A 23,262-nucleotide genomic window follows, 5' to 3' on the forward strand; every position below is an offset into this window, starting at 1 on the left:
TTAAATTGGCTTAATGGCATCAATAAACTTTAAATCTAAAACATTAAACATTAAACTCAATTGAAACATTAAACCATTCATCATCGAATTTCGGGCTGTATTTTTTATAGAAATTAATCGCCGGCTCATTCCAGTTTAAAACCTGAAAAACCATTCCGCTATAGCGACCGGATTTTCCATATTCCATCGTAGCTTCAAATAATTTTCTCCCCACCTGTTTTCCTCTGCACCTTTCGGTCACGACCAAGTCTTCAAGATAAAGTCTTCGTCCTTTCCAGGTTGAATAACGGTCGTAAAACAAAGAAATTCCGATAATTTCGCTATTATATTCAGCCACAAAAGCTCCCCAGACAGGAGATGCCCCAAATCCGTCTTCGATGAACCGATCTAATGTGAGGATAACTTCGCCCGATGCCTTTTCATATTCCGCAAGTTCTTTGATAAGTTCCAGCATAGAATGACAATCTTCCGGAACTGCCTTTCTAATCATCACTTCATCCATTACGGAGCCTGAATTTTCGCTAAGATTCTGTTGACGATTTCTTCTGATGAAATTTCTTCCGCTTCCGCTTCGAAGGTAAGACCAATTCTGTGCCTTAAAACATCTTTTGCCAGGGATTTTACATCTTCAGGAATGACAAAAGCTCTTCCTTTAAGGAATGCATACGCTCTTGAAGCGATAGCCAAATTAATTGATGCTCTCGGCGATGCCCCGAAACTGATATAATTTTTAAGCTCCGAAAGACCATAATTTTCAGGAAAACGGGTTGCAAAGACCATATCCAAGATATATTTTTCTATTTTTTCGTCAAGGTAAATCTGGTTAATCAGTTCTTTTGCAGCAACGATATGCTCAAGAGAAATTACAGGTTTTACCGAGGGCTGATGCGAAGTTGACACCATTCTCATTACCGTTCTTTCATCTTCAAATTTGGGGTAATCAATCGTACATTTCAGCATAAAACGGTCGCTTTGTGCTTCCGGCAATAGATAAGTACCTTCCTGATCTATAGGATTTTGTGTCGCCAACACCAGGAACGGCTTCGGCAGCTTCATCGTTTCGTCACCTATGGTTACCTGCTTTTCCTGCATTACCTCTAAAAGAGCCGACTGAACTTTCGCGGGGGCACGGTTGATCTCATCTGCCAGTACGAAATTGGCAAAAACAGGACCTCTTTTTATGGAAAAATCATTTTCTTTAACATTGTAAATCATGGTTCCCACCACATCGGCAGGCAACAGATCCGGAGTAAACTGAATTCTTGAGAATTCACCGTCAACAGCATCTGCAAGTGTTTTTATGGCAAGTGTTTTTGCCAGTCCGGGAACACCCTCCAAAAGAACGTGTCCATTCCCTAAAAGACCGACCAAAAGACGGTCAATCATATACTCCTGACCGATGATTACTTTATTGATTTCTTCGCGGAGACGGGAAAAATGGAAATTGACTTCTCTTACCTGCTCAGTTAGCTGACGAATATCTTCTGCTTGATATGTATCTGACATAGTCTAATTAAAATAATTGGTAAATTTCTAATAAATACTTGCATAAATCAACCCAAACAATGCTATTTTTGAGTTAAAGTTTGTTAAATATTCTGGCATTAATGTGATATTGAAAAACAAACATGATCTTGATTGCCTTCTATAATAAAGATATTTTCATAAAAATATATAAATTTTAACTGAATCACCTGTTCAAAAATTGTCATTTCCAGTTTATTAAACTATTTTTGGTGATTAAAAATTTTGCAAAGTGAATTATCATTTTCAAGCCCACAGACAAGTACGGAAGAACCTTCTGGATATTTTACAGAATACTTCTCATGAAGATCTTCTGCTGATTCCGGATGGTTTCAATAACAACATTTACTGGAATATTGCGCATACCGTTGCTACCCAGCAGCTTCTGCATTATTACCTTAGCGGTAATCCTTTCAGAATTGATAAATACTGGATTGAAACTTATAAAAAAGGTACTTTGCCCAATCTGAATGTTCAGAAGTCTGAAGTGGAAGATCTTGAGTTCTTACTAACGGAAACTTCAAAGATTTTAATGAGGGATTATGACAGCGATTTCTTTTCAGATTACACTCCGTACACCACAAGTTTCGGAATGGATCTTAAAAGCATTCAGGACGCCATCATTTTCAACAACATGCACGAAAGCCTGCATTACGGCTATGCAATGGCACAAAAAAGAGCAATTTTAGGAGAAAAATATTAGGTTCAATGTTTTGAGTTTAAAGTTTAAGATTTATGGCAACAGTAAATAGATTTGAAGATTTAGAAATTTGGAAACTTTCACGTGAATTGTGTAAAGACATCTACGAAATTATTGAATCTACTAATCTTAAAAATAAACTTTGCAATCAGATTGACAGCTCTTCAGGTTCGGTTATGGATAATATTGCAGAAGGATTTGAAAGAAATGGAAATAAAGAATTTATTCAGTTTCTGTCTATCGCCAAAGCGTCTTGTGGAGAAACAAGATCACAATTATACCGAGTGTTTGACAGAAATTTCATTTCACAGGAAAAGTTTGAGGCCTTAAAAGATCAAACAGAAGTTTTGAGCCGAAAAATAGGCTCATTCATAAAATATTTAAATATTACAGATTTAAAAGGAACAAAGTATAAACCATAATGATTTATGATTTAAAGTTGAAGGTCATTAATGTGAACCGGATTATTTTAAACAGAAAATTTAAAACATTAAACTTTAAACATTGAACTTTGAACCTTAAACATAAAAATTATTCAATGAAAGACGATTTTATTTTCGGGCTGCGTCCCGTAATTGAAGCTATAGAAGCAGGAAAAACAATTGACAAGGTCTTTGTGCAGAATGCACTTCAGGGACCTATTTATGCTGAACTTAAAGCAATTTTAGCCAAAAATAAAATCCGTCCCAATTACGTTCCGGTTGAAAAACTGAACCGTTTTACAAGAAAAAACCATCAAGGTGTGGTGGCTTTTATTTCAGATGTTCCTTTTCATAAAGTGGAAGATATTGTTCCTCAATTATTTGAAGAAGGGAAAACGCCTTTCTTACTCATTTTAGACCGGTTAACAGACGTCCGAAATTTCGGAGCGATCTGCAGAACGGCAGAATGTGTGGGAGTTGACGCTGTAATCATTCCTGAAAAAGGAGCCGCTCCAATTAATTCCGATGCTATAAAAACATCTGCAGGAGCTCTTTATAATGTTAAAATCTGCAAAGCACCCAACCTTGCTCATGTGGTAGATTTTCTTCAACAGAGCGGTATATCGGTATTTGCAGCGAGCGAAAAAGCTGAAAAGCTCATTTATGATGTTAATTTCAACGAGCCTTGTGCCGTGGTAATGGGTAATGAGGAAACAGGAATTTCAAAAGAAGTCCTTCATCATTCGGATGAAAAAATAAAATTACCGATTGAGGGAAAAACCCAGTCACTGAACGTTTCCGTGGCTTGTGGAGCGATCCTGTATGAAGCGGTAAGACAGAAAATGACTGCAAAAGCAGGATTGTAGTACCTATAAAGAAATAGTAAATTTAAAAAAAATTCAATGAAAAATATAGCAGCATTAGCGCTGATCTCAACGATAGCTTTAGTTTCATGTAATAAAAAAGAAACGGCAAAAATAACGAAAGTAGATCCTAAAACCGGAAAAACAATTACGGTGGAAGTACCTGCCGATTCTGTAGCAAAAGTGGAAGAAAATCCAGCGATAAAAGATTCTGCGGGAATTTACAAGCAGACTTTCAAGCTGGAAAAAGGAAAAACCTATCCTTTGACTACTTATCAGAGAGATACCAAAACCATGACCGACCCTACCGGAAAAACATTGAATGCAACCAGTGAGGCGACAGATGAAATGTCTTTTACTGTAAATGATATCAAAGGAAATGTATATGACATTACACTGAACCTGATTTCAAAAAGAAACTCTCAGACCTCACAGGGAAAGACCATCGTTGTTGATACCAAATTGCCTATTCCTAAGGAAGACGACCTGAAAATGATCTGGAATATCAACAGAGCGCTTACCGGAAATAAGCTGAATATGAAAATGGATACCAAAGGAAACGTTATTTCTATCACAGGTTTTGATGCGGTTTACAATAAAGTGGGAAATTCTATAGGAACGATTGTAAAAGATAAAAGTCAGAAAGAAAGCATTATTGAAAGCCTGAAAGAATCATTCAATGAAAAAGTTCTGAAAGACCAGTTTAATAAAAATCTGACGATCATTCCGAAAAAAGGAGTAAAAGTAGGAGAAAAATGGACCAACAGTGAAAATGCCGATGCACAGGGAAAAATAAAAGTAACGTCAAACTATATTTTAAAAAGCGTAGGAAACGGTATTGCTGAAATTGCCGTAACCGGAGGAATTCCTAAAAAAGTGGAAAAGCAGAATCAGGGTGAGGTAACGCACAGTTTAAGCAGTGAACTCAGCCAGAACGGAACCATAAAGTTTGATCAGAATACAGGATGGATCAGCAATCAGAATATTTCTGTAAAAACAACACAGATCGAAACCATTTCAAACGGAAAAGAATCGCAATCCATGAAAAGCGTTTCCAATTCTTCTGTGATGGTAAATCCGTCTGCAAAATAAAAGTTTAAAATTCAGGGTTTCGGGTTTAAAGTTTTTCAAATCTGAACGCAAAACTTTAAACCCTGAACCAAAACATTTAAATATTATGAAATATATTTTTGAGCTGGTATTAGCCGCGATCATTATTTTCTTTGTATGGAATATCCTTAAAAGGATTTTTTTCAAAACATTTTATAGTTACAGATTTAACAATAATAACCAAAATGATAAGCAGCAGGACATACGAAACTCAAATAAAAACAATATCAATTGGGATGCTGAAACCGTAGATTACGAAGAAGTAAAAGACAGTACTGATAAAGGTAATTCCGAAAATAAAAGATAATAACCATCACATGGCGAAAAATAAAAACTTGATTTATATTGCAGTTTCAATAATTGTATTTATAGTTTTAGCATTTTTATATTCCACTCCTGTTTTTACGGGAAAACAGCTTTTCCAGCATGATATCGTGCAATATCGCGGAGGCGCAAAAGAACTCATCGATTACAGAGCCGACACCGGAAAGGAAACCTACTGGAGCGACTCTATGTTCGGTGGCATGCCTACTTACCAGATGGGAAGCCGTTTTAAAGGAGACTTTATCAAAAACATAGATTCTGCCCTTAACTCTTTCCCTAGGCCGGTCAATTATATTTTTATGCTTTTCGCCGGCTTTTTCCTGTTAGGAATGGTTGCCGTCAGAAACTGGAAATACGCATTACTGGGAGCCACATTCTTCGGACTTTCCACCTATTTTTATATCGCCATTGCGGCAGGACACAACGGTAAAATCAATACCATTGAATATTTTGCGCCGCTTCTTGCCGGAATTTTACTCGTCTACATCAGGAGACAATATATCTGGGGATTCATTGTAACCGCCCTTTTTATGGGACTTCAGATTGCAGCGAACCACCCGCAGATGACGTATTATCTGTTCCTTGCGTTAGGATTTTTATTCTTGTCTGAATTAATTCGCGCCATTCAGAAAAAAATACCGATGAAACATTTTCTTGTTTCATCAGGAATTATCGCAGCTGCATGCATTATCGGTGTCGGGATGAACTCCCAGAGAATTATGGCCAACTCCGAATATGTGAAAGAAACGGTTCGTGGAAAGCAGATCTTAACAAACGACAGCCACACCGGAGGAAATTCGGGGATGGATAAAGAAAGTATGCTGATGTGGAGCTACGGAAAGCTTGAAACACTGAATCTTTTCATCCCAAGACTGATGGGCGGCGGAAGCCAGGAGCCCGAAGGAAAAGAAATGATGAACAGAGTTCAGGAGCTCGTTCAGGAAAATGTAGGTTCGCAGGCTGAGATGGACAGGATCTCCAAAGGTTTCGGCAGTCTTACATACTGGGGAGATCAGCCCGGAACCTCAGGGCCGGCTTATCAGGGAGCAATTGTCTGCTTTTTAGCGCTTTTAGGGTTTTTCTTTGCCTGGAAAAAATACCGTTACTGGATTCTTGGAGCAACGGTTCTGACGATCTTTTTAGCATGGGGAAGCAATTTTATGGCGCTTTCCGACTTTTTTATTGACTTCGTTCCTTTTTATAATAAATTCAGGGCTCCGTCATCTATTTTGGTGGTTGTAGAGCTTTTATTTCCTTTAATTGCGATTATCGGATTATACAGATTTTTCAAAGACAATGAGCTAACTCAGGAATATAAGCAGAAAATCCTTCTTTATGTTGGAGGCGGAACGCTGGGTTTTGTATTGATTTTACTGATTTTCGGAAAATCTTTATTAGGTTTCCATACCGAAAATGAAAAAACATATCTTCCTCCTTTCCTTTTGGATTATCTGAGTGAAGAACGGTTTAAATTATTCAGGATTGATGCCCTTAAAGCATTCATCTATGTTGCCATTGCAGCAGGTGTTTTATTCATGGTTTTAAAGCAGAAACTCAATCATAATATTGCTTTGGTAATCATTGGTGTCGTAAGCTTATTCGATCTATGGACTGTAAATAAGCGTTATCTGAATGACGATAATTATGTGGATAAGATCTTTGCAGAAAATCCTTTCCAAACGGAAAGTTCAGACTTAATGGCGGAAAAAGTTCAGGGCAATCCGAATCTGGAACCTATTCTTGCGAATGTAAATGTAAACAAAACGCTGGAAACCATCGCGGAAAAGGATAAAACACATTACAGGATTTTCAATAATATTTTAGGAACGTTCAGCGAAACAAATACCTCTTACTTTAAATCTTCCATCGGTGGATATCACGCAGTGAAACTGAGAAGATATGATGACGTGATCAACGAATATTTCCAGATCATGGATTCGGTAAGAGTTCCGAATATCCTTAATCTCTTAAATGCAAAATATCTTGTGTTAGGTGGTCCTGAACAGCCGCAGGCTATTGCCAATCCGAAAGCCAACGGAAATGCATGGTTTGTGAGTAATCTTCAATTTGTAGAGTCGCCCAATCAGGAAATTAAATCCATTGGAGTAATAGACAGCAAGAAAACAGCAGTTATTGCCGCTTCAGACAAAAAATATTTTGAAGGCAAAACGGTTCAGGCAGATCCAACAGCGTTTATCAACTTAACAAATTATCAACCCAACGAACTGGAATTCAAATCTCAATCAAAAACACCGCAGCTCGCTGTATTTTCCGAGATCTATTATCCACATGGCTGGAAGTTCTTTATTGATGAGAAAGAAGTTCCGTATATAAAGGCAGATTACCTTCTTCGTGCAGTACACGTTCCTGCAGGAAAACATGATATAAGAATGGTTTTCGAACCGGAAGTGATTGAAAAAGGTAAGTGGATTTCATTAATTTGCTTCGGATTGTTTATTCTTTTGAGTGGAGTCGGAATTTATGTTCTTTACCGCAAAAGAGACAAAAGACAAGTTGAGGCTATTTAGTATTTTAGAGGTTTAAATTCTGAAAAGCTGTATATTGATGATTACCCAAAAGTACATAACCGATCTTACCTATAGAATTAACGGAGCCTGCATTGAGGTTCATAAGATCTTGGGTGCAGGACTGGCAGAAATTGTGTATCATAGAGCTTTGGAAAAGGAATTTAAATTAAGAAATTTTGAATACAAATCTGAATTTCAAATTCCTGTGGTTTACAAAAATGAAAATTTAAATTGTGATTTTAAATGCGATTTTTTAATTGAAGATTTAATTGTTCTGGAAATAAAATCCGTATCATCTATCTTGGAAATCCATAAAGCCCAGGTTATAAATTACATCAATTTATTAAAAGCTCCAAAAGGAATTCTTGTAAATTTTAATGTTAAAAATATTTATCATTTTGGTCAGGAAACATTTATAAATAAGTACTTTGATCAATATGACTAAAAAATAATATATCATTTAACTGCAAAAGAAATAAAAGAAGATAATATTGAAAAGTTTATTCAAAAGTTTGCAAAATGTATTCTTTGAGTTTTGCTCTCTTTTGAACACTAAAACAACAAGCATCTTTTGCATCTTTTGCGGTTAAAAATAATTATAAATGAACTCTCCGAAAAAAATACTCATCATCACCTATTACTGGCCGCCGGCGGGAGGGCCCGGTGTTCAGAGGTGGCTGAAGTTTGCAAAATATCTCCCTGAATTCGGTTGGAAACCAATTGTCTATACCCCCGAAAACCCGAGTTATCCTTTGCTGGATGACAGCCTTATAAAAGATGTTCCGAAAGATCTGGAAATCGTACAGACAAAAATCTGGGAGCCTTATCAGCTCGCCGAAAAACTTAACAAAAGCAATAAAAAGTTCAAAGCCGGGCAATTTGACGTTGGCAAAAACCAGAGCTGGAAATCCAGGCTTTCGATCTGGGTAAGAGGTAATTTTTTCATTCCTGATGCGAGAGTTTTCTGGGTGAAACCTTCCGTAAAATTTTTAGAACACTATTTAAAAGAAAACAAAATAGATGTCGTTGTAACGTCGGGACCGCCGCATTCTTTACACCTGATTGGTTTAAACCTCAAAAAAAAGCTTCCTCACCTAAAATGGATTGCCGATTTCAGAGATCCCTGGACAGAAATTTCCTATTACAAACATCTGAAATTAACCAAAAGTTCGGACAGGAAGCATCGCCAAATGGAAAGCGAAGTCTTCAGAAATGCTGATATTACTCTGGCTACAAGTTATACCGACGCAGAAAATTTCAGGAAAAACGGAGCCAATTCTTTTTGTATTACAAATGGATTTGATGAAACCGATTCCCCAACAATAAGCTCAAACTCTAAAACGACCCGACCCTCAAACACTTCAACTTTCACATTGAGTTATATCGGTGTACTCGAACAGCTCAGAAATCCGGAAAACCTCTGGAAAGCACTTAATGATCTTATACGTCAGAATGCCGATTTTGCTGAAAGTTTTGTCTTGAAATTTGCAGGAAGAATTGACGATAAAATTTTAGCAGATTTAGAAAATTCAGCCTTAAAAAATCACATCCTGAATCTTGGCTATTTGTCGCACGATAAAGCAATTGAAGAAATGCAGACTTCCGATATTCTATTGATTACCAATTTTCCGAACGAATCTTCCAAAGGTATTATTCCGGGAAAAATTTTCGAATATCTTGCAACCGGAAAACAGATTATTTCTTTTGGACCGGATGATGCCGATGTTTCAAGAATATTAAATGAAACCCAGGCGGGAAATCATTTCAGCTACCAGGATTCCGATACGATCAAAGAGTTTATTTTAGAGAAGTTTGCCCTTTGGAAAAATGGATATTCTGCTGAAAATACAACAAATATTGAGCAGTTTTCCAGAAGAAATCTTACGAAGAGGCTGTCCGAAATTTTAGAGTAAGAAATTACTAAAGGTTAAGGATAAGATTAAAGTTGAGCCAGAGATTTTTATTTAATTATAAGGCTTCGACAAGCTCAGCGTGATAATGCATAAACTTTAGAATTAGCTTTGTCACACTGGCCTGCAGTGCTTAAAAGTAATCATTTAGATCGTCCACTGGTCATTAATAACCGCCACAAGATAATATTTCCCTTGAAATTCTTCAAAAACAAGACGAAGACATTTCCAGTCCATACCGCTATTGGCATCGGAACCTTTAAGAAAATTTTCCGTGAAATCCGCTTTTGGATAAATCTTTTTTAGATTATTCAGTGAGTTTCCGCTGCCCTGAAATTCATTTAATGAAACCTGGCCTGCTGCAAAATCTTCTGAATATACCCATTTCCTTAAATAATCACTGATTGTAGCTTTATACAGATCACCACTTCCGTCCAGTGCTCCCCAGGTGAAAATTGTTTTGGAAGGAAGATATTTTTCAAAATCTGATTTTGAAAACTTCTTATCCTGTTCGGGATTTACAAATGCATACATGGAAAACCGCACTCCTTTCTGAGGATGAATATATGCTGCTAATCTTTGATAATTTTTATCTTTTAATGCCTGAATAATACCTTCATTCAGTTTTTTAAGAGATTCTTCTTTGTTTAACGATGTATTGACAACACTTTTATTTTGTTGATTATCATCAATATTAGTTACAGAATCAGGACGATCATTGACAAATTTTTCAGGATTTTTTTTACAAGCAACGACACCAAAAATGATAATCGAAAACATTATTTTTCTCATGATTTTAAGAGTATTGGCTAAATTCACCAAAAACGATACCACATTTATTGTCTATTTTATGAGATTTGCAGGATAGATCTAAATTATCAAGATTATTATTTTTGAAGACTGTTAAAATGCTTACATGGCTTGTTTTTTGTAATTTTGTGAAATGGAAACGTTGGATATTCTTATCATTGGAGGTGGGCCGATCGGACTGAATTGCGCTCTGGAAGCACAGAAAAATAATTTAAGCTATCTCATCATCGAAAAAGGAACGATTGTTAATTCTTTATACAATTATCCTTTGTATATGCGTTTCTTTTCTACCGCAGAAAAACTTGAAATCGATGGAATCCCATTCATTTCTACCGCTCCGAAACCCGGAAGGCAGGAAGCTTTGGAATATTACCAGGGAATTACAAGACAACGGAATGTCAATATCAATCTTTATGAAAAGGTAGAAAAAGTTTCCAGAGAAAATGATCTCTTTGACATTGAAACTACCAAAGGAAAATATTCTGCAAAGAATGTAATCATATCAACCGGTTTCTATGATATTCCGAATCTGATGAATATTCCGGGAGAAGATCTTCCTAAAGTAAAACATTATTATACCGAACCTTATCCATACGCGAAACAGAAAATCGTTGTTGTAGGCTCCAGTAATTCTGCGGTTGATGCAGCCCTGGAAACTTACAGAAAAGGAGCAGAAGTGACAATGATTATCCGTCATTCTGAAATTTCCAAGAGTGTAAAATATTGGGTAAAACCAGATATTGAAAACAGAATTGCAGAAGGAAGTATTAGCGCTCATTTTAATGCAGAACTTCTTGAAATTAAGGAAAAAACAGTCATTTTTAAAAATGAAAAAGGTGAAATTCATGAAATCGAAAATGATTTTGTGCTGGCGATGACAGGCTATCTTCCCGACTTCGACTTCCTCAGAAATTCAGGAATTGAACTACAGGGAGAATGTCTCAACCCTTTGTACGATAATGAAACAATGGAAACCAACATTCCGAAGTTATATCTTGCCGGGGTTGTATGCGGAGGAAAAGATACCCATCTCTGGTTTATTGAAAATTCCAGAATTCATGCGGAAATGATTGTTCAGCATATTCTTTCAAAGTAATAGGCAATTCACGGTAAGAATTCCAGCACTCGTTCGCAATTACTTAAAAATCCATCTTTGCACCAAGAACAAAATTCCTTTTAGCAGCGGGATTATAATAGCGATTCCCGAAAGCATTGATATCAAAGCCGGAAACATAATCTTCATTATAAAGATTCTGTATCTGCAAGAACAAATTTAGTCTTGTCCTGTCAAACTCAAAAGGAAATCTGAACTGGATATTTCCAACAAGACTAGGTTCTGACCATACAGAATTGGCATCGTTTAGTGGGATTTTTGAGGTGTAAAAATGTGAATAATCTACAGCAAGTTTTTTAAACAAAACAAAGTTCAGCAGGCTGTTTACAGTCGTTCTTGGAACACCTGTCAGATCATTTCCTGAATAATCTGCATCGTTCTGGCGGTAATTTTCAAAGGTAAACCGGTAAAAACTTCCCGACATTCTGAATTTAAAAAAGCTGAAAATATTATTTTTAAGGTTAAAACTTTTGGATTCTATCAAGAGTTCCAAGCCTTTCTGAACAGTTTCCCCGGAATTAACAAAAAATTCCTGTCCAGCATCATTCTGCCGTCTGACAATTGCATCTTTCATCCTGAAATCAAAATAACTTCCCTCCACAAAAACTGCATTTCCAAACTGTTTTCGGATTCCGAATTCTTTATTCCAACCATATTCCGGTTTGAGATCTGCATTAAACTGCTGATCTGATGCACGTATCTCCTCATTCGTCGGTGCCGAATTGCCCTTCCCTACTTTTGCACGCACTGAAACCCCTTTGGACAGAGAATAATTCAGTCCAAAATTGGGCAGCCACTGGTTTTTAAAGCTTACTTTTCCCTGCCCGACATCCGGAAAAGACCTTTCCCAATCGTAAGAGTTTGAATTCAGACTTAAAGAAATATCCGTAAAAAGTTTTTCATCAATATTTAATTTTTGGGAAATAAAATAAAATCCTGAAGTGTTTTTAATCTTGTCAAAATTCTGCGGATTACCCTGAATTCCTCTGTTGTTATCGTAGTTTTTAACGATAATATCATTGATTCCTCCTTCAAATCCAAAGCGATATGCCAATGAAATATGTTCCCAGTTTCTTTCATAATTGAAATGAGTACGCAGAGCAAAATTTTTCTCGAAACGATTTTCGAAATTGGTAATAAATGGATTTTCAAAATCTACGTAAGATCCCTGAACAAGAATGAAATGTGAAAAATTCCTATTAAAACTATACTCGTTTGAAAGTCCTGCCAAAATCATCTTATTACGAATTCCTGCATCCTGATCTGCCGCACCGGGAAGTGTTTTGGTTGCAGGTCTTGCCTGTTTCCGATTCATCTGCATCTGCTCAAGAGTAAGTCCACCGGGCGTCTGGTAATCAAGATCAGCATACAGAATCATAGCCTTCAGCGAGCCGTTCTGTGCATATTGAAAATGATCTTTCAGGAATATCTGTTTTCGTACAACTTTAGACTGTTCGCGGTAGGAATCTGTCTGATAATAATTCTGAAAAATTTCAACAAAATGTTTTCCCAGTTGCCTGGAAAGATTAAAGCTCTGGTTAAATGTTCCGTAACTTCCTGTTGCGAGATTAGCTGACATCTTTTCAGAATCTGATGTTTTCAGCAGTACGGTTCCGCCTGTGACGGCACCGTAATCGCCGCTTTCCGGACCTTTATAAATTTCCATTCTGTTGATGAGTTCGGGAGAAATTATATTAAAATAAGTATTGCCCGAAGCATCCGAAAGGATAAAATCGTCAAGATATACCTTTACATTCCGCACTCCAAAAGGCGAACGAAGGGTACTTCCTCGAAGTGAAATCCTATAACTTCCGGGGGAACGTTCTTCCATCCTTGCACCGGAGATCTGGTTGATGGATTCCAGCATTCTTTCTGGGGGATTCTGGTTGAGCAGATTTTGTGAAACGACAGACACTGATTTGGTGGAAGAAATAAAAGCTGTCGGCTTTTTGTACGCATCAATCTGTACTTCTGAGATCAATTGTGCAGAGTCTCTTTTCTGCGCCGATAGGAAAGTTGTAGAAATGATGGGTAGAAGAATGTAGACTTTTTTCATTGTCTAATTGTAAGCAAAAATTGTTCTTTTTATTCTAATACTTTTAAAATTTTATTAATTACGTTGCGAAGCATTTCCCGCTGATTTCACGGATTTACGCAGATTATTTAATTAATGTATTTTCTTAATTCTTCTTAGCCTAGATTTCTTAATGTTAATTATTGTGAATTTAGATATTGTTGAGATTTTTACAGAATAAGAAGCTGTACTAATATTTGAAATTAATTCATTGAAATATATTCATGTTTTTTTTATAAAAGCCTGTCAATTTGTATTTTGACAAGCTTTTTTGATATGACTTCTCGCGTGAGGGATGCGGCGGGCGGCGACGCAGGAGCCGGTGCGAGTGAGGAACGAGCGAGTACGGAAGCGAAGCGGACCCCAAAGCAGCCCGACCCGAATTTGTAGAGGAAACCTCATAGGTTTTTAAACCTATGAGGTTTAGCTTTGGAATGAGGGACACGCCCAAAATTATTCAGCGTGTTTTCTGTCGCCAATCATCCAAGGAACAATGAAATAAAATGCAATGGCAATCGCTGTTGCTAAAATTCCGGTCCCCATCCACAATGTTGTAAAGCCGAGCTTTTCTGCTATTAAAGTTCCAAGATATGGGGTTATGATAAATGCGATGGAGAATGATATTCCGTTCAGTCCCATGTAAGCACCTTTGTTGTTTTTACCGGACCGCAATGCCGTAATGGTTACCATAAAAGGCAGCGCCCAGATTTCACCAACACACAGCAAACTCATTGAAAGGACAAGAGTAAGCATCCCGTGATCAAAACCCAGCATTGCATAGGAAAGTCCACAGATAAAAGTTCCCAGAAACATGGTCACCGCAAGACTGAAATACTTTTCCGCCACCTGAACGAGTCCCATTTCCAGCAGAACCACAAGAAATCCGCTATAGCCAAGAATGTAACCGATACTCTGCTGACTGAGATGAGCCGTGTCTTTATAAAAGATAGTCAAAGTACTGAACAACTGGAAAAAGCAGATGGAAAAGAGCATACAGAAGAAACAGTATAGTAAAAATTTACTGTCGCGGTACGGCGAGCGGTCTTTTTTAATTTCAATCACTTCTTTTATTTTTTTGGCTTTCAGTCTGGCAAGTTTATTTCGTTTTTTAAAAAAAACAATGTACAGAATTCCGGCTGATAAAGCTGTAAACGCATTCGCAAAGAAGAGAAACTCGTAAGAAATCGCTGATAAAATTCCACCCAAAGCAGGACCAATGGAAAACCCTAAATTGACCGCCATCCGGTTTAATGAAAATGCCCGCGTTATGTTTTCGGGTTTTGCATATTTGGTGATGGCAACGGAGTTGGCCGGCCGAAAAGCGTCGCTTACAATACTCTGAATCAAAATAATAGCTGCAACCCCAACTTCTGTCTTGAAAACAGGAATCAGGCAGAATAAGGGGACACTCAGCAGTAAACTGAAAGACTGTACTTTATATTCCCCAATCTTATCGGTAATAAATCCGCCAAGCCAGGAGCCTATAACGGAACCAATCCCGAAAAAGCTCAGCACAATTCCGGTATTTTCTATGCTGAAATGCAAATGATTGGTCATGTATACTCCCAAAAAAGGAAGTACCATGGAACCGGCCCGGTTGATGAGCATCACCAGCGCCAGCATCCAGCTTTCTTTGGAAAGCCCTTTGAATGAGTTGGTATATAAATATATAAGTTTCATGATTTTATATTTTAATAGGACTTTATCCTATTTTGGTTTAAGTAGTCCCTCGGGACTCTTTACTACTTTTATTATCAATTATTAAACAAAAAAACAGGGCCTAAAAATAAGCCCTGTTCATTTATATTGATATAAATAAATTTTACTCCGGCTTATAAGAGTCTTTTAGAGTTACAGTTCTGTTGAAGACTAAATTGTCTTCAGTAGAATCCTGATCTTTTGTAAAATAGCCAATTCTCTGGAACTGAAGCGGTTCTCCCACTTCAACATCTCTAAGGCTTGGTTCTGCAAATCCTTTCACAACGGTTACGGATTCGGGATTGATGAAATTAAGGAAATCCACATCCTTTTCTGCATCAGGCTGCTCCACCGTAAAGAGTTTATCGTAATTTCTGACTTCCACAGGAATCGCGTGTTTTGCAGAAACCCAGTGAATGGTTCCTTTTACTTTTCTTAAACTTTCTTCCGTTCCGCTGCCTGACTTGGACTTTTCGTCGTAAGTTGCGTAGATGGTTGTAATATTTCCGTTCTCATCTTTTTCCACTCTTTCCCCTTTAATGATGTAAGCAGATTTTAAGCGGACTTCTCCACCCAGTTTCAATCTGAAGAACTTATTATTGGCTTCTTCCTTGAAATCTTCACGCTCGATATACAATTCTCTTGAGAAAGGTATTTCCCTTGTTCCGGCATCTTCCTGTTCCGGATTGTTTTCTGTATCCAGCCATTCTTCTTTTCCTTCCGGATAGTTTTCAATAACTAATTTTACTGGATCAACAACGGTCATAACACGTTTTGCAACTTTATTTAAGTCTTCACGAACGCAGAATTCCAACAACTGAAGCTCAATAAGGTTTTCCCTTTTGGCAACCCCTACTTTTTCAATAAAATTCCTGATCGCTGTTGCCGTATATCCTTTTCTTCTCATTCCTGAAATGGTAGGCATTCTCGGATCATCCCATCCGTTCACCACTTTTTCAGCAATCAGTCTTTGTAGTTTTCTTTTGGAAGTAATCATATAAGAGACATTCATTCGTGCGAATTCTCTCTGCTTATTTCTTACTTTCGTTTCATCGTATACCTGATCAAGATACCAATCATACAGCGGTCTGTGGTTTTCAAATTCCAAAGAACATAAAGAATGCGAAATTTGTTCAATATAATCAGATTCTCCATGTGCCCAATCATACATCGGGTAAATCTTCCATGCAGTTCCCGTTCTGTGGTGAGGTCTTCTTAAGATCCTGTACATCACAGGGTCACGCATGTTCATATTCGGAGATGTCATGTCAATTTTTGCACGGAGCGACATTGAACCTTCTTCAAACTCTCCGTTTTTCATTCTTTCGAATAAATCTAAGGATTCTTCTACCGGACGGCTTCTGTATGGAGATTCAACACCTGGCTCGGTAGGATTTTTTCGCTGCTCTGTAATCACTTCAGACGGCTGCTCATCTACATAAGCCTTACCTTCTTTGATTAACTGCACCGCCCAATCATAAAGCTGCTGGAAGTAATCGGAGGCGTACAACACTTTATCCCATTTGAAGCCCAGCCATTCAACGTCTTTCATGATAGAATCTACGAATTCCTGTTCTTCTTTTTCAGGATTTGTATCGTCGAAACGAAGGTTCACGGGAGCATTGTATTTTTCACCCAGCCCAAAGTTGATGCAGATCGCTTTTGTATGACCTACATGCAGATAACCGTTGGGTTCAGGCGGAAAACGGAAACGGATCTGATCTTTTTTCAGGCCGTTTGCCAAATCATCTTCGATAATTTGCTCAATAAAATTGAGTGATTTTTTTTCTTCTTCCATTAAATTCGCTTTAAAGATGCCGCATCTACGACAATTTGCAAATTTAGGAAATTTTAAAGTTTTACGGAATTATAATTTACCGGTTTTAAGGACACTTATCCAATATTTTAACTTATCTTCGCAATAACTAAAACCATAGCTAAAATTATACATTATGTCCATCCCCATTCTATATTTCAAAAGATTTCCATTTTAATAATAAGTCCTCAGTCCCAAGATTAATTTTAATTTAATTTTGAGTTAAAAAGAAAGCAGGAAAAACGCAAATCTCCTGCTAAACAGCCATTTAAAATCAACCCATGAAATCTATCATATCAGAGATGGCAAGAGGCACCCTATTATGGCACAAAGATTGCAAACAAATAAGCGCACACAAACTAAATAATATTGTTATGAAAAAGGTTAAAAGAACGTTTTCTTCATTTTTAGAATACATCAAAAAGGCAATTTTCGTAGAAGATGTTATCTAGCAGGAATGAATCTAACAGTATGAAATTTTTTTATTCATCTAATTTTTAAATGGATAATTCAAAAGTCATCTGAAAAACTCCAATCTTTCCGATTAAATTTTAAAATATAATAATTCTCCTCTCAGATCAAGATTGGATTCGAAATTATTAATAAATAAAGATCCGGTACCCAGACCCTGCGGCATCGGATTTTTCTTGGTAAAGGTATACTGTGCAATGGCATTCAGCCCGATATTGCTTTCCAGCGCAGAGGTAATCCACCAATCAATATTACGCTCTTGAGCTAAAGAAATCCACTCGTCCGAACCTGAAAACCCGCCAATTAATGAAGGTTTTAAAATAATATACTGTGGCTTTACGCTATCCAAGAGATTGATCTTTTTATCCAAATCAACAATTCCTATCAACTCTTCATCTAAAGCAATAGGTGTAGGAGTTCCAGCACACAATTCAGCCATATCATCCCAATTGCCAGCTTTTACAGGCTGTTCGATAGAATGAATCTGCAGTTCTGCCAATTGTTGCAAAACAATTTTGGCTTCATCTTTTGAAAAGCCTCCGTTTGCGTCAACACGGAGCTCAAGCATCTCTTTTGAAAACTTCTGTCTCAGTTTTTTAAGAATTTCATATTCGGATTTCCAATCGACGCCGATTTTTAACTTGATACAATGAAATCCCTGATCCAGTTTATCCTGAATCTGCTCTTCCATATATCCAATATCTCCCATCCAGATCAACCCGTTGATCACAATAGGTTTATCTCCTTCAGTAAATTCACCAGGAAAATAAATATTACCTCCATATTTCAGGTTTAAAATAGCCTGTTCATAACCGAACCATATCGAAGGAAAATCTTTCAGTTCTTTTTTTAAATATTCATACTCCTGCTGAATATTTTCACAAAGCCACTGAAGCTTCTCTTCATAATCCGGCCTGTCGTCAAAGCTGAGCCCTCTGAAAACAGCACACTCTCCTGTTCCTCTTTTTCCATTTGAGTCAATATGAAGAATAAAAGTTTCCTTTTCATACAAAACGCCGCGAGATGTTCCACTCGGGCGCTTGAATTCTAATAAATATCTGAAATATTCTGCTGTCATTATTTTACGCTGTCAATTCTCATAAACTCTTCCGCTTTCTCCACCATATCAACGCTTCCGCAGAAGAAAGGAATTCTCTGATGCAGTTCTGTAGGTTCAATTTCAAGAATTCTTCTGAATCCGTCCGTTGCTTTTCCTCCCGCCTGTTCTGCAAGAAATGCCATAGGATTACATTCATACAGCAATCTTAATTTCCCGTTGGGTGCCTGTGAATATGAAGGATAAATATAAATACCGCCTTTCAGCATATTTCTATGGAAATCAGCAACAAGAGAACCGATATACCTGGAAGTATAAGGCCTGTCCCCTTCTTCCATCTGGCAATATTTAAGGTAATTTTTTACTCCTTGCGGAAATTTGATATAATTTCCTTCATTGATGGAATAAATTTTTCCTGTTCTTGGAAACGTCATATTTGGGTGAGAAAGATAATAAGTACCTAACGAAGGATCAAGCGTAAATCCGTTTACTCCGTTTCCTGTAGTGTATACAATCATGGTAGATGATCCGTAAATCACGTATCCGGCAGCAATCTGATTGACTCCTTTTTGTAAAAAATCCTGAAGCTGAACCGGAGTTCCGGGTTCTGTAACCCTTCTGTAAATAGAAAAAATAGTTCCCACGGAAACATTTACATCAATATTTGAAGAGCCATCCAAAGGATCAATCAATACGACATACTTGCTTAAATGGCCGTTTTCTCCGCATTTTATATCGATAAAATCGTCATTCTCCTCAGAGGCAATTCCGCAGACCACTTCTCTTTGAGACAGAGCGGTAATAAAAATTTCATTGGCAATAACATCAAGTTTCTGCTGTTCTTCACCTTGAATATTCTGGTTTCCGGCAGCGCCTGCAATGTCTACAATTCCTGCTTTATTTACTTCTCTGTTTACTACTTTCGAAGCAAGTCTTATCGCACTCAGAAGCCGGGAAAACTCACCGGTGGAATATTGAAAATCATCCTGTCTGTCAATAAGAAATTCTCCTAAAGTCTGTAATGGTCTTTCTGACATATTTTCCTTTTTACGTTTTCCTCAAATTTCGTAAAATTTATCGCATTTTAAAAGAATTATTAATAAAAGAGCTTACGCTTTGTTTATCAACGCAATACAAAGCTTTTTCAGTTTTCAAAAGAACCCTTATCATAAAAAACTGTTCCCAAATCGCTCAATGATCTTATGATAATTTCTCTGGATTAATGATTTTAATGAAATCTTAAGGTCACTGTGATTCAACGCTATTTCATATCTCGTTGTAAATTTATAATTTTGTCACCCGTAAAATATTCCCACAAATTTTATCTAACAATTTTATTATTAACAATTTAATGAAAATTTTCAAGTTTGGTGGCGCATCGGTAAAAGATGCCGAAAGTGTAAAGAACGTATCTCTGGTACTAAAAAGTCAGGGATTTGCAAAGTGTCTGCTGGTAATTTCAGCAATGGGAAAAACAACGAATGAACTGGAAAAAGTAGTGGAGCTTTATTTCAGGAAAGATAACTATCAAACGGAGATTGAAAAGATAAAACGAAAACACATTGAAATTGCAGAAGGGCTTTTTCCTGAAAACCATGCAGTTTTTGCGGAAATCAACTTGTTTTTTGATGATATTGATTCTTTTTTAAGAAGAAACAAATCTCCTAACTACAATTTCGTGTATGATCAGGTAGTAAGCTGTGGGGAAATGATTTCTACGAAAATCGTGAGTGAATACCTGAACGAAATCCAGTTTACCAACCAGTGGTTGGATGCGAGAGATTATGTAAAAACCGACAATTCCTACCGTGAAGGTGTGGTAGACTGGGCTAAAACCGAAGAATTTATTTCAAACCTTAATAAGGAAATCTGTTATGTTACACAAGGTTTTATCGGTTCCGACGATAATAATTTTACCGTAACACTGGGAAGAGAAGGTTCAGACTACTCTGCAGCTATTTTCGCTTATTGCTTAAATGCTGAAGCCATGACCATCTGGAAAGATGTCCCGGGAGTAATGACCGGAGATCCGAGAAAATTCAAAGATGTGACATTGCTTTCCAATATTTCTTATGAAGAAGCTATTGAAATGGCTTATTACGGAGCAAGTGTCATTCACCCGAAAACGCTTCAGCCGCTTCAGCAAAAGAATATTCCTTTTTATGTAAAATCTTTTATTGATCCTTCCAAAGCAGGAACCAAAGTAGGTGCTTCAGAGAAAAATCAGAGTGAAGAAACTTACATTTTAAAAGAAAACCAGACTCTTTTAAAAATCTCAACAAGGGACTTTTCATTCATTGCGGAAGATCATATGAGCTTAATTTTCGGATATTTATCGAAATATAAGATCAAAGTTTCCCTGATGCAGAATTCTGCCATTTCACTGGCTTTATGTCTGGAAGATAAATTCCACACTATTGATGAACTGAATGAAGAACTTCAGAAAGTATTCCGCACGGAAGTGATAAAAAACGTATCTTTATTTACGGTAAGGAATGCGAAGATGGATCATATTGATCAATTTTACCAGGAAAAAAGTGTATTATTGGAGCAAATTTCGAAGAATACACTTCAAATGGTAACACAATAAAACTAATTGCGACTAAACACACATGAGTTTAATATCGAAAAACGATTTGATAAATGCTTCCGGCTTACATAAAATAGGATTTTTAAAGAATCCTGTGGCATCTGCTGTGATGAGCGTTGCCAAAATAAATGAAGTAAATAAATTATACGATAAATTAAAAGACAAGGAAGGCAAAGACTTTTTCGACTCATTTGTGAGAGAGCGAAACCTAAGCTATATCGCTTTTGAAGAGGATCTGGCAAAAATACCGAAAACAGGGCCGTTTATTCTCGTTTCCAATCATCCGCTTGGTGCCATAGATGGTATTCTGATGTGCAAGATTCTTTCGGAAGTCCGTCCTGATTTTAAGGTTATGGGAAATTTCCTGCTGGAAAAAATAAAACCCATGGAACCGTATGTAATTTCGGTGAATCCTTTTGAAAACAGGAAAGGTGCATACAGCAGCTCTTCAGGAATGCGTGAAACATTGAAGCATCTCCAAAACGGAGGCTGTGTAGGTATTTTTCCGGCAGGAGAAGTCTCCAATAAGAATAATCCGTACGGAGAAATTTTAGATAAAGAATGGGAAAAACCGGCGCTTAAGCTCATCAAAATGGCCAAAGTGCCGATTGTTCCTATGTATTTCCATGCCAAGAACAGCAGATTATTTTATCAGATGGCAAAAATACATCCGAGTTTACAGACCCTTATGCTTCCGGCAGAAATGATGAACGACCGGGAAAAACCGATCAGGATTCGTATCGGAAGACCTATTGCCGTAAAAGCAATGGACGATATGGAGAGCATTGAAGAACTCGGCGATTTCCTGAAACGTAAGGTTTACATGATGAAATCTTACTATGAGAAACGAAAATCACTGGCACAAAGCATCAATCTTAAAAATCTCTCGGTGAAATTCCCTTTGCTGAAAGAAGAAAATATTGTTCAGAATATTATTGACGAGACGCCAAAAGAAGATATTCTTAAAGACATCCAAAAGCTGAAAGGAACTGACAAAATGTTTTTCAGCAACGGGAATTATGAAGTCTATTTTACCAAATATGAAGAAATCCCTTCTATTATGAGGGAAATCGGAAGGCAGAGAGAGCTTACCTTCCGTGCCGTGGGAGAAGGCAACAACCTGCCATTCGATCTGGATGAATATGATAAACATTATCATCATCTTTTTTTATGGGACAGTGCCGAAGAAAGACTGGTAGGAGCATATAGAATGGCTTTGGGAAGAGAGGTGATGAAGAAATCCGGAATCAAAGGGTTTTATACCAGCTCACTGTTTGAATTTGAACAGGACATCCATCCTTTCTTTAAAAAAGTTATTGAAATGGGACGCGCTTATATCTGTCAGGATTATCAGCAGAAACCATTACCGCTTTTTCTGCTTTGGAGAGGTATTGTGCATGTATGCCTGAGAAATCCGGATCATAAATTCCTGATGGGTGGCGTAAGTATTTCCAATAAATTTTCCGAGTTTTCGAAATCTCTGATGATTGAGTTTATGCGTTCCAATTATTATGATTCTGCGGTAGCACAATATATTACCCCCAGAAATGAATACAAAGTAAAGCTCCGCGACAGGGATAAACATCTTTTTTTCGAAGAAATGGAATCTGACCTGAATAAGCTGGATAAAATTATTGATGACCTTGAGCCTGAATTGAGACTGCCTGTTTTGATTAAAAAATACATCAAACAAAATGCAAAAGTAATTGCCTTCAACGTAGATCCAAACTTCAATGATGCCATTGACGGATTAATGTATATTAGAATAAGTGATCTGCCTGAAAATACGATCAAGCCAGTATTAGAAGAGATGAGTGAGCAAATAAGGAAGGAACAGGAAAATAATTCTGTTGAAAATCAATAGGTTTTTAATTTTTGTTAAAAAAAGTATTATTAATACTTGCTTCATATACGAAAACTTAGTACTTTTGCATCACTTTAAAACAACGAAGTAAAAAGAATGGTTTCTTAGCTCAGTTGGTAGAGCAATGGATTGAAAATCCATGTGTCCCTGGTTCGATTCCTGGAGAAACCACAAAAACCACCTTCAAAAAAAGGTGGTTTTCTTTTCTAAGTTTTTAAGATAAGTTGCAGGATGTGATTTTTATTATTACTTTTGCACCACTTCAAAAAAGAAGTAAAAATTAAATGGTTTCTTAGCTCAGTTGGTAGAGCAATGGATTGAAAATCCATGTGTCCCTGGTTCGATTCCTGGAGAAACCACAAAAAAAGTCATCTCGATTGAGATGAC

At 37.1% G+C, this 23,262-nt stretch carries 19 protein-coding genes and 2 tRNA genes; 13 read left to right on the forward strand and 8 right to left on the reverse strand.

Translation table 11 applies throughout. The features are described from left to right. Positions 1–43: 43 nt before the first annotated feature. Positions 44–490 (reverse strand): GNAT family N-acetyltransferase, encoded by a 447-nt coding sequence (locus tag ODE14_RS09435; RefSeq protein ID WP_263601266.1) that lies wholly within the window; start codon positions 488–490, stop codon positions 44–46. 11 nt (positions 491–501) lie between these two features. Then, positions 502–1,506, reverse strand: a complete 1,005-nt coding sequence (locus tag ODE14_RS09440; RefSeq protein ID WP_263601267.1) for an AAA family ATPase — start codon at positions 1,504–1,506, stop codon at positions 502–504. A 250-nt stretch (positions 1,507–1,756) separates the two neighbouring features. Between ODE14_RS09440 and ODE14_RS09445 the strand changes: the two genes are divergently transcribed. The 8 genes from ODE14_RS09445 to ODE14_RS09480 all read left to right on the forward strand — a co-directional run bounded on the left by ODE14_RS09445 (position 1,757) and on the right by ODE14_RS09480 (position 9,384). Next, complete coding sequence (locus ODE14_RS09445; protein ID WP_263601268.1) at positions 1,757–2,227, forward strand: DinB family protein; 471 nt, start codon at positions 1,757–1,759, stop codon at positions 2,225–2,227. A 32-nt stretch (positions 2,228–2,259) separates the two neighbouring features. Further along, a complete protein-coding gene (locus tag ODE14_RS09450) occupies positions 2,260–2,646 on the forward strand; it encodes a four helix bundle protein (RefSeq protein ID WP_263601269.1) in 387 nt (128 codons plus the stop codon). Positions 2,647–2,762: 116 nt separating this feature from the next. Beyond that, entirely contained in the window at positions 2,763–3,512 is a 750-nt protein-coding gene (gene rlmB, locus ODE14_RS09455) for a 23S rRNA (guanosine(2251)-2'-O)-methyltransferase RlmB (RefSeq protein WP_248391640.1), read from the forward strand. 36 nt (positions 3,513–3,548) lie between these two features. Beyond that, positions 3,549–4,601 (forward strand): DUF6263 family protein, encoded by a 1,053-nt coding sequence (locus tag ODE14_RS09460; protein WP_263601270.1) that lies wholly within the window; start codon positions 3,549–3,551, stop codon positions 4,599–4,601. 85 nt (positions 4,602–4,686) lie between these two features. Continuing rightward, positions 4,687–4,926 (forward strand): hypothetical protein, encoded by a 240-nt coding sequence (locus ODE14_RS09465; RefSeq protein WP_072885326.1) that lies wholly within the window; start codon positions 4,687–4,689, stop codon positions 4,924–4,926. Positions 4,927–4,936: 10 nt separating this feature from the next. Next, positions 4,937–7,471: a hypothetical protein gene (locus tag ODE14_RS09470; protein ID WP_263601271.1), complete on the forward strand. Its 2,535-nt coding sequence runs from the start codon at positions 4,937–4,939 to the stop codon at positions 7,469–7,471. A gap of 37 nt (positions 7,472–7,508) precedes the next feature. Continuing rightward, the gene (locus ODE14_RS09475) at positions 7,509–7,916 is read left to right on the forward strand and encodes a GxxExxY protein (RefSeq protein WP_263601272.1); all 408 of its coding nucleotides are present in this window, start codon (positions 7,509–7,511) and stop codon (positions 7,914–7,916) included. Between the two features lie 157 nt (positions 7,917–8,073). Further along, positions 8,074–9,384 carry a glycosyl transferase family 1 gene (locus ODE14_RS09480; RefSeq protein WP_263601273.1) on the forward strand — a complete coding sequence of 437 codons (1,311 nt, stop codon included), beginning with the start codon at positions 8,074–8,076 and terminating at the stop codon, positions 9,382–9,384. A gap of 144 nt (positions 9,385–9,528) precedes the next feature. On the opposite strand, the gene ODE14_RS09485 is transcribed toward ODE14_RS09480, so the two are convergent. Next, a complete protein-coding gene (locus ODE14_RS09485) occupies positions 9,529–10,173 on the reverse strand; it encodes a hypothetical protein (RefSeq protein ID WP_263601274.1) in 645 nt (214 codons plus the stop codon). A gap of 151 nt (positions 10,174–10,324) precedes the next feature. On the opposite strand from ODE14_RS09485, the gene ODE14_RS09490 reads away from it, so the two are divergent. Then, positions 10,325–11,287: a YpdA family putative bacillithiol disulfide reductase gene (locus ODE14_RS09490; RefSeq protein ID WP_263601275.1), complete on the forward strand. Its 963-nt coding sequence runs from the start codon at positions 10,325–10,327 to the stop codon at positions 11,285–11,287. 43 nt (positions 11,288–11,330) lie between these two features. On the opposite strand, the gene ODE14_RS09495 is transcribed toward ODE14_RS09490, so the two are convergent. From ODE14_RS09495 to fbp, 5 genes are all read right to left on the reverse strand, one after another. Further along, positions 11,331–13,361: a TonB-dependent receptor gene (locus tag ODE14_RS09495; protein WP_263601276.1), complete on the reverse strand. Its 2,031-nt coding sequence runs from the start codon at positions 13,359–13,361 to the stop codon at positions 11,331–11,333. 471 nt (positions 13,362–13,832) lie between these two features. Beyond that, positions 13,833–15,059, reverse strand: a complete 1,227-nt coding sequence (locus tag ODE14_RS09500) for an MFS transporter (protein ID WP_248391630.1) — start codon at positions 15,057–15,059, stop codon at positions 13,833–13,835. A 142-nt stretch (positions 15,060–15,201) separates the two neighbouring features. Further along, positions 15,202–16,875 carry a glutamine--tRNA ligase/YqeY domain fusion protein gene (locus ODE14_RS09505; protein WP_263601277.1) on the reverse strand — a complete coding sequence of 558 codons (1,674 nt, stop codon included), beginning with the start codon at positions 16,873–16,875 and terminating at the stop codon, positions 15,202–15,204. A gap of 562 nt (positions 16,876–17,437) precedes the next feature. Further along, on the reverse strand, positions 17,438–18,442 hold the full coding sequence (locus tag ODE14_RS09510; RefSeq protein ID WP_263601278.1) for an o-succinylbenzoate synthase: 1,005 nt from the start codon (positions 18,440–18,442) through the stop codon (positions 17,438–17,440). Beyond that, entirely contained in the window at positions 18,442–19,458 is a 1,017-nt protein-coding gene (gene fbp / locus ODE14_RS09515; RefSeq protein ID WP_263601279.1) for a class 1 fructose-bisphosphatase, read from the reverse strand. The genes ODE14_RS09510 and fbp overlap by 1 nt, the downstream gene beginning before the upstream one ends. Positions 19,459–19,772: 314 nt before the next feature. Between fbp and ODE14_RS09520 the strand changes: the two genes are divergently transcribed. The 4 genes from ODE14_RS09520 to ODE14_RS09535 all read left to right on the forward strand — a co-directional run bounded on the left by ODE14_RS09520 (position 19,773) and on the right by ODE14_RS09535 (position 23,234). Beyond that, positions 19,773–21,011 (forward strand): aspartate kinase, encoded by a 1,239-nt coding sequence (locus ODE14_RS09520; RefSeq protein ID WP_248391624.1) that lies wholly within the window; start codon positions 19,773–19,775, stop codon positions 21,009–21,011. A 22-nt stretch (positions 21,012–21,033) separates the two neighbouring features. Next, the gene (locus tag ODE14_RS09525) at positions 21,034–22,875 is read left to right on the forward strand and encodes a lysophospholipid acyltransferase family protein (protein ID WP_263601280.1); all 1,842 of its coding nucleotides are present in this window, start codon (positions 21,034–21,036) and stop codon (positions 22,873–22,875) included. 98 nt (positions 22,876–22,973) lie between these two features. Continuing rightward, positions 22,974–23,046 (forward strand) — tRNA-Phe (locus ODE14_RS09530). Positions 23,047–23,161: 115 nt separating this feature from the next. Then, positions 23,162–23,234, forward strand: a tRNA-Phe gene (locus ODE14_RS09535). Positions 23,235–23,262 lie beyond the last annotated feature (28 nt).

Origin of the sequence: Chryseobacterium sp. PET-29 (assembly GCF_025736815.1) — a bacterium.
Classification (GTDB): Bacteria; Bacteroidota; Bacteroidia; order Flavobacteriales; family Weeksellaceae; genus Chryseobacterium; species Chryseobacterium nepalense.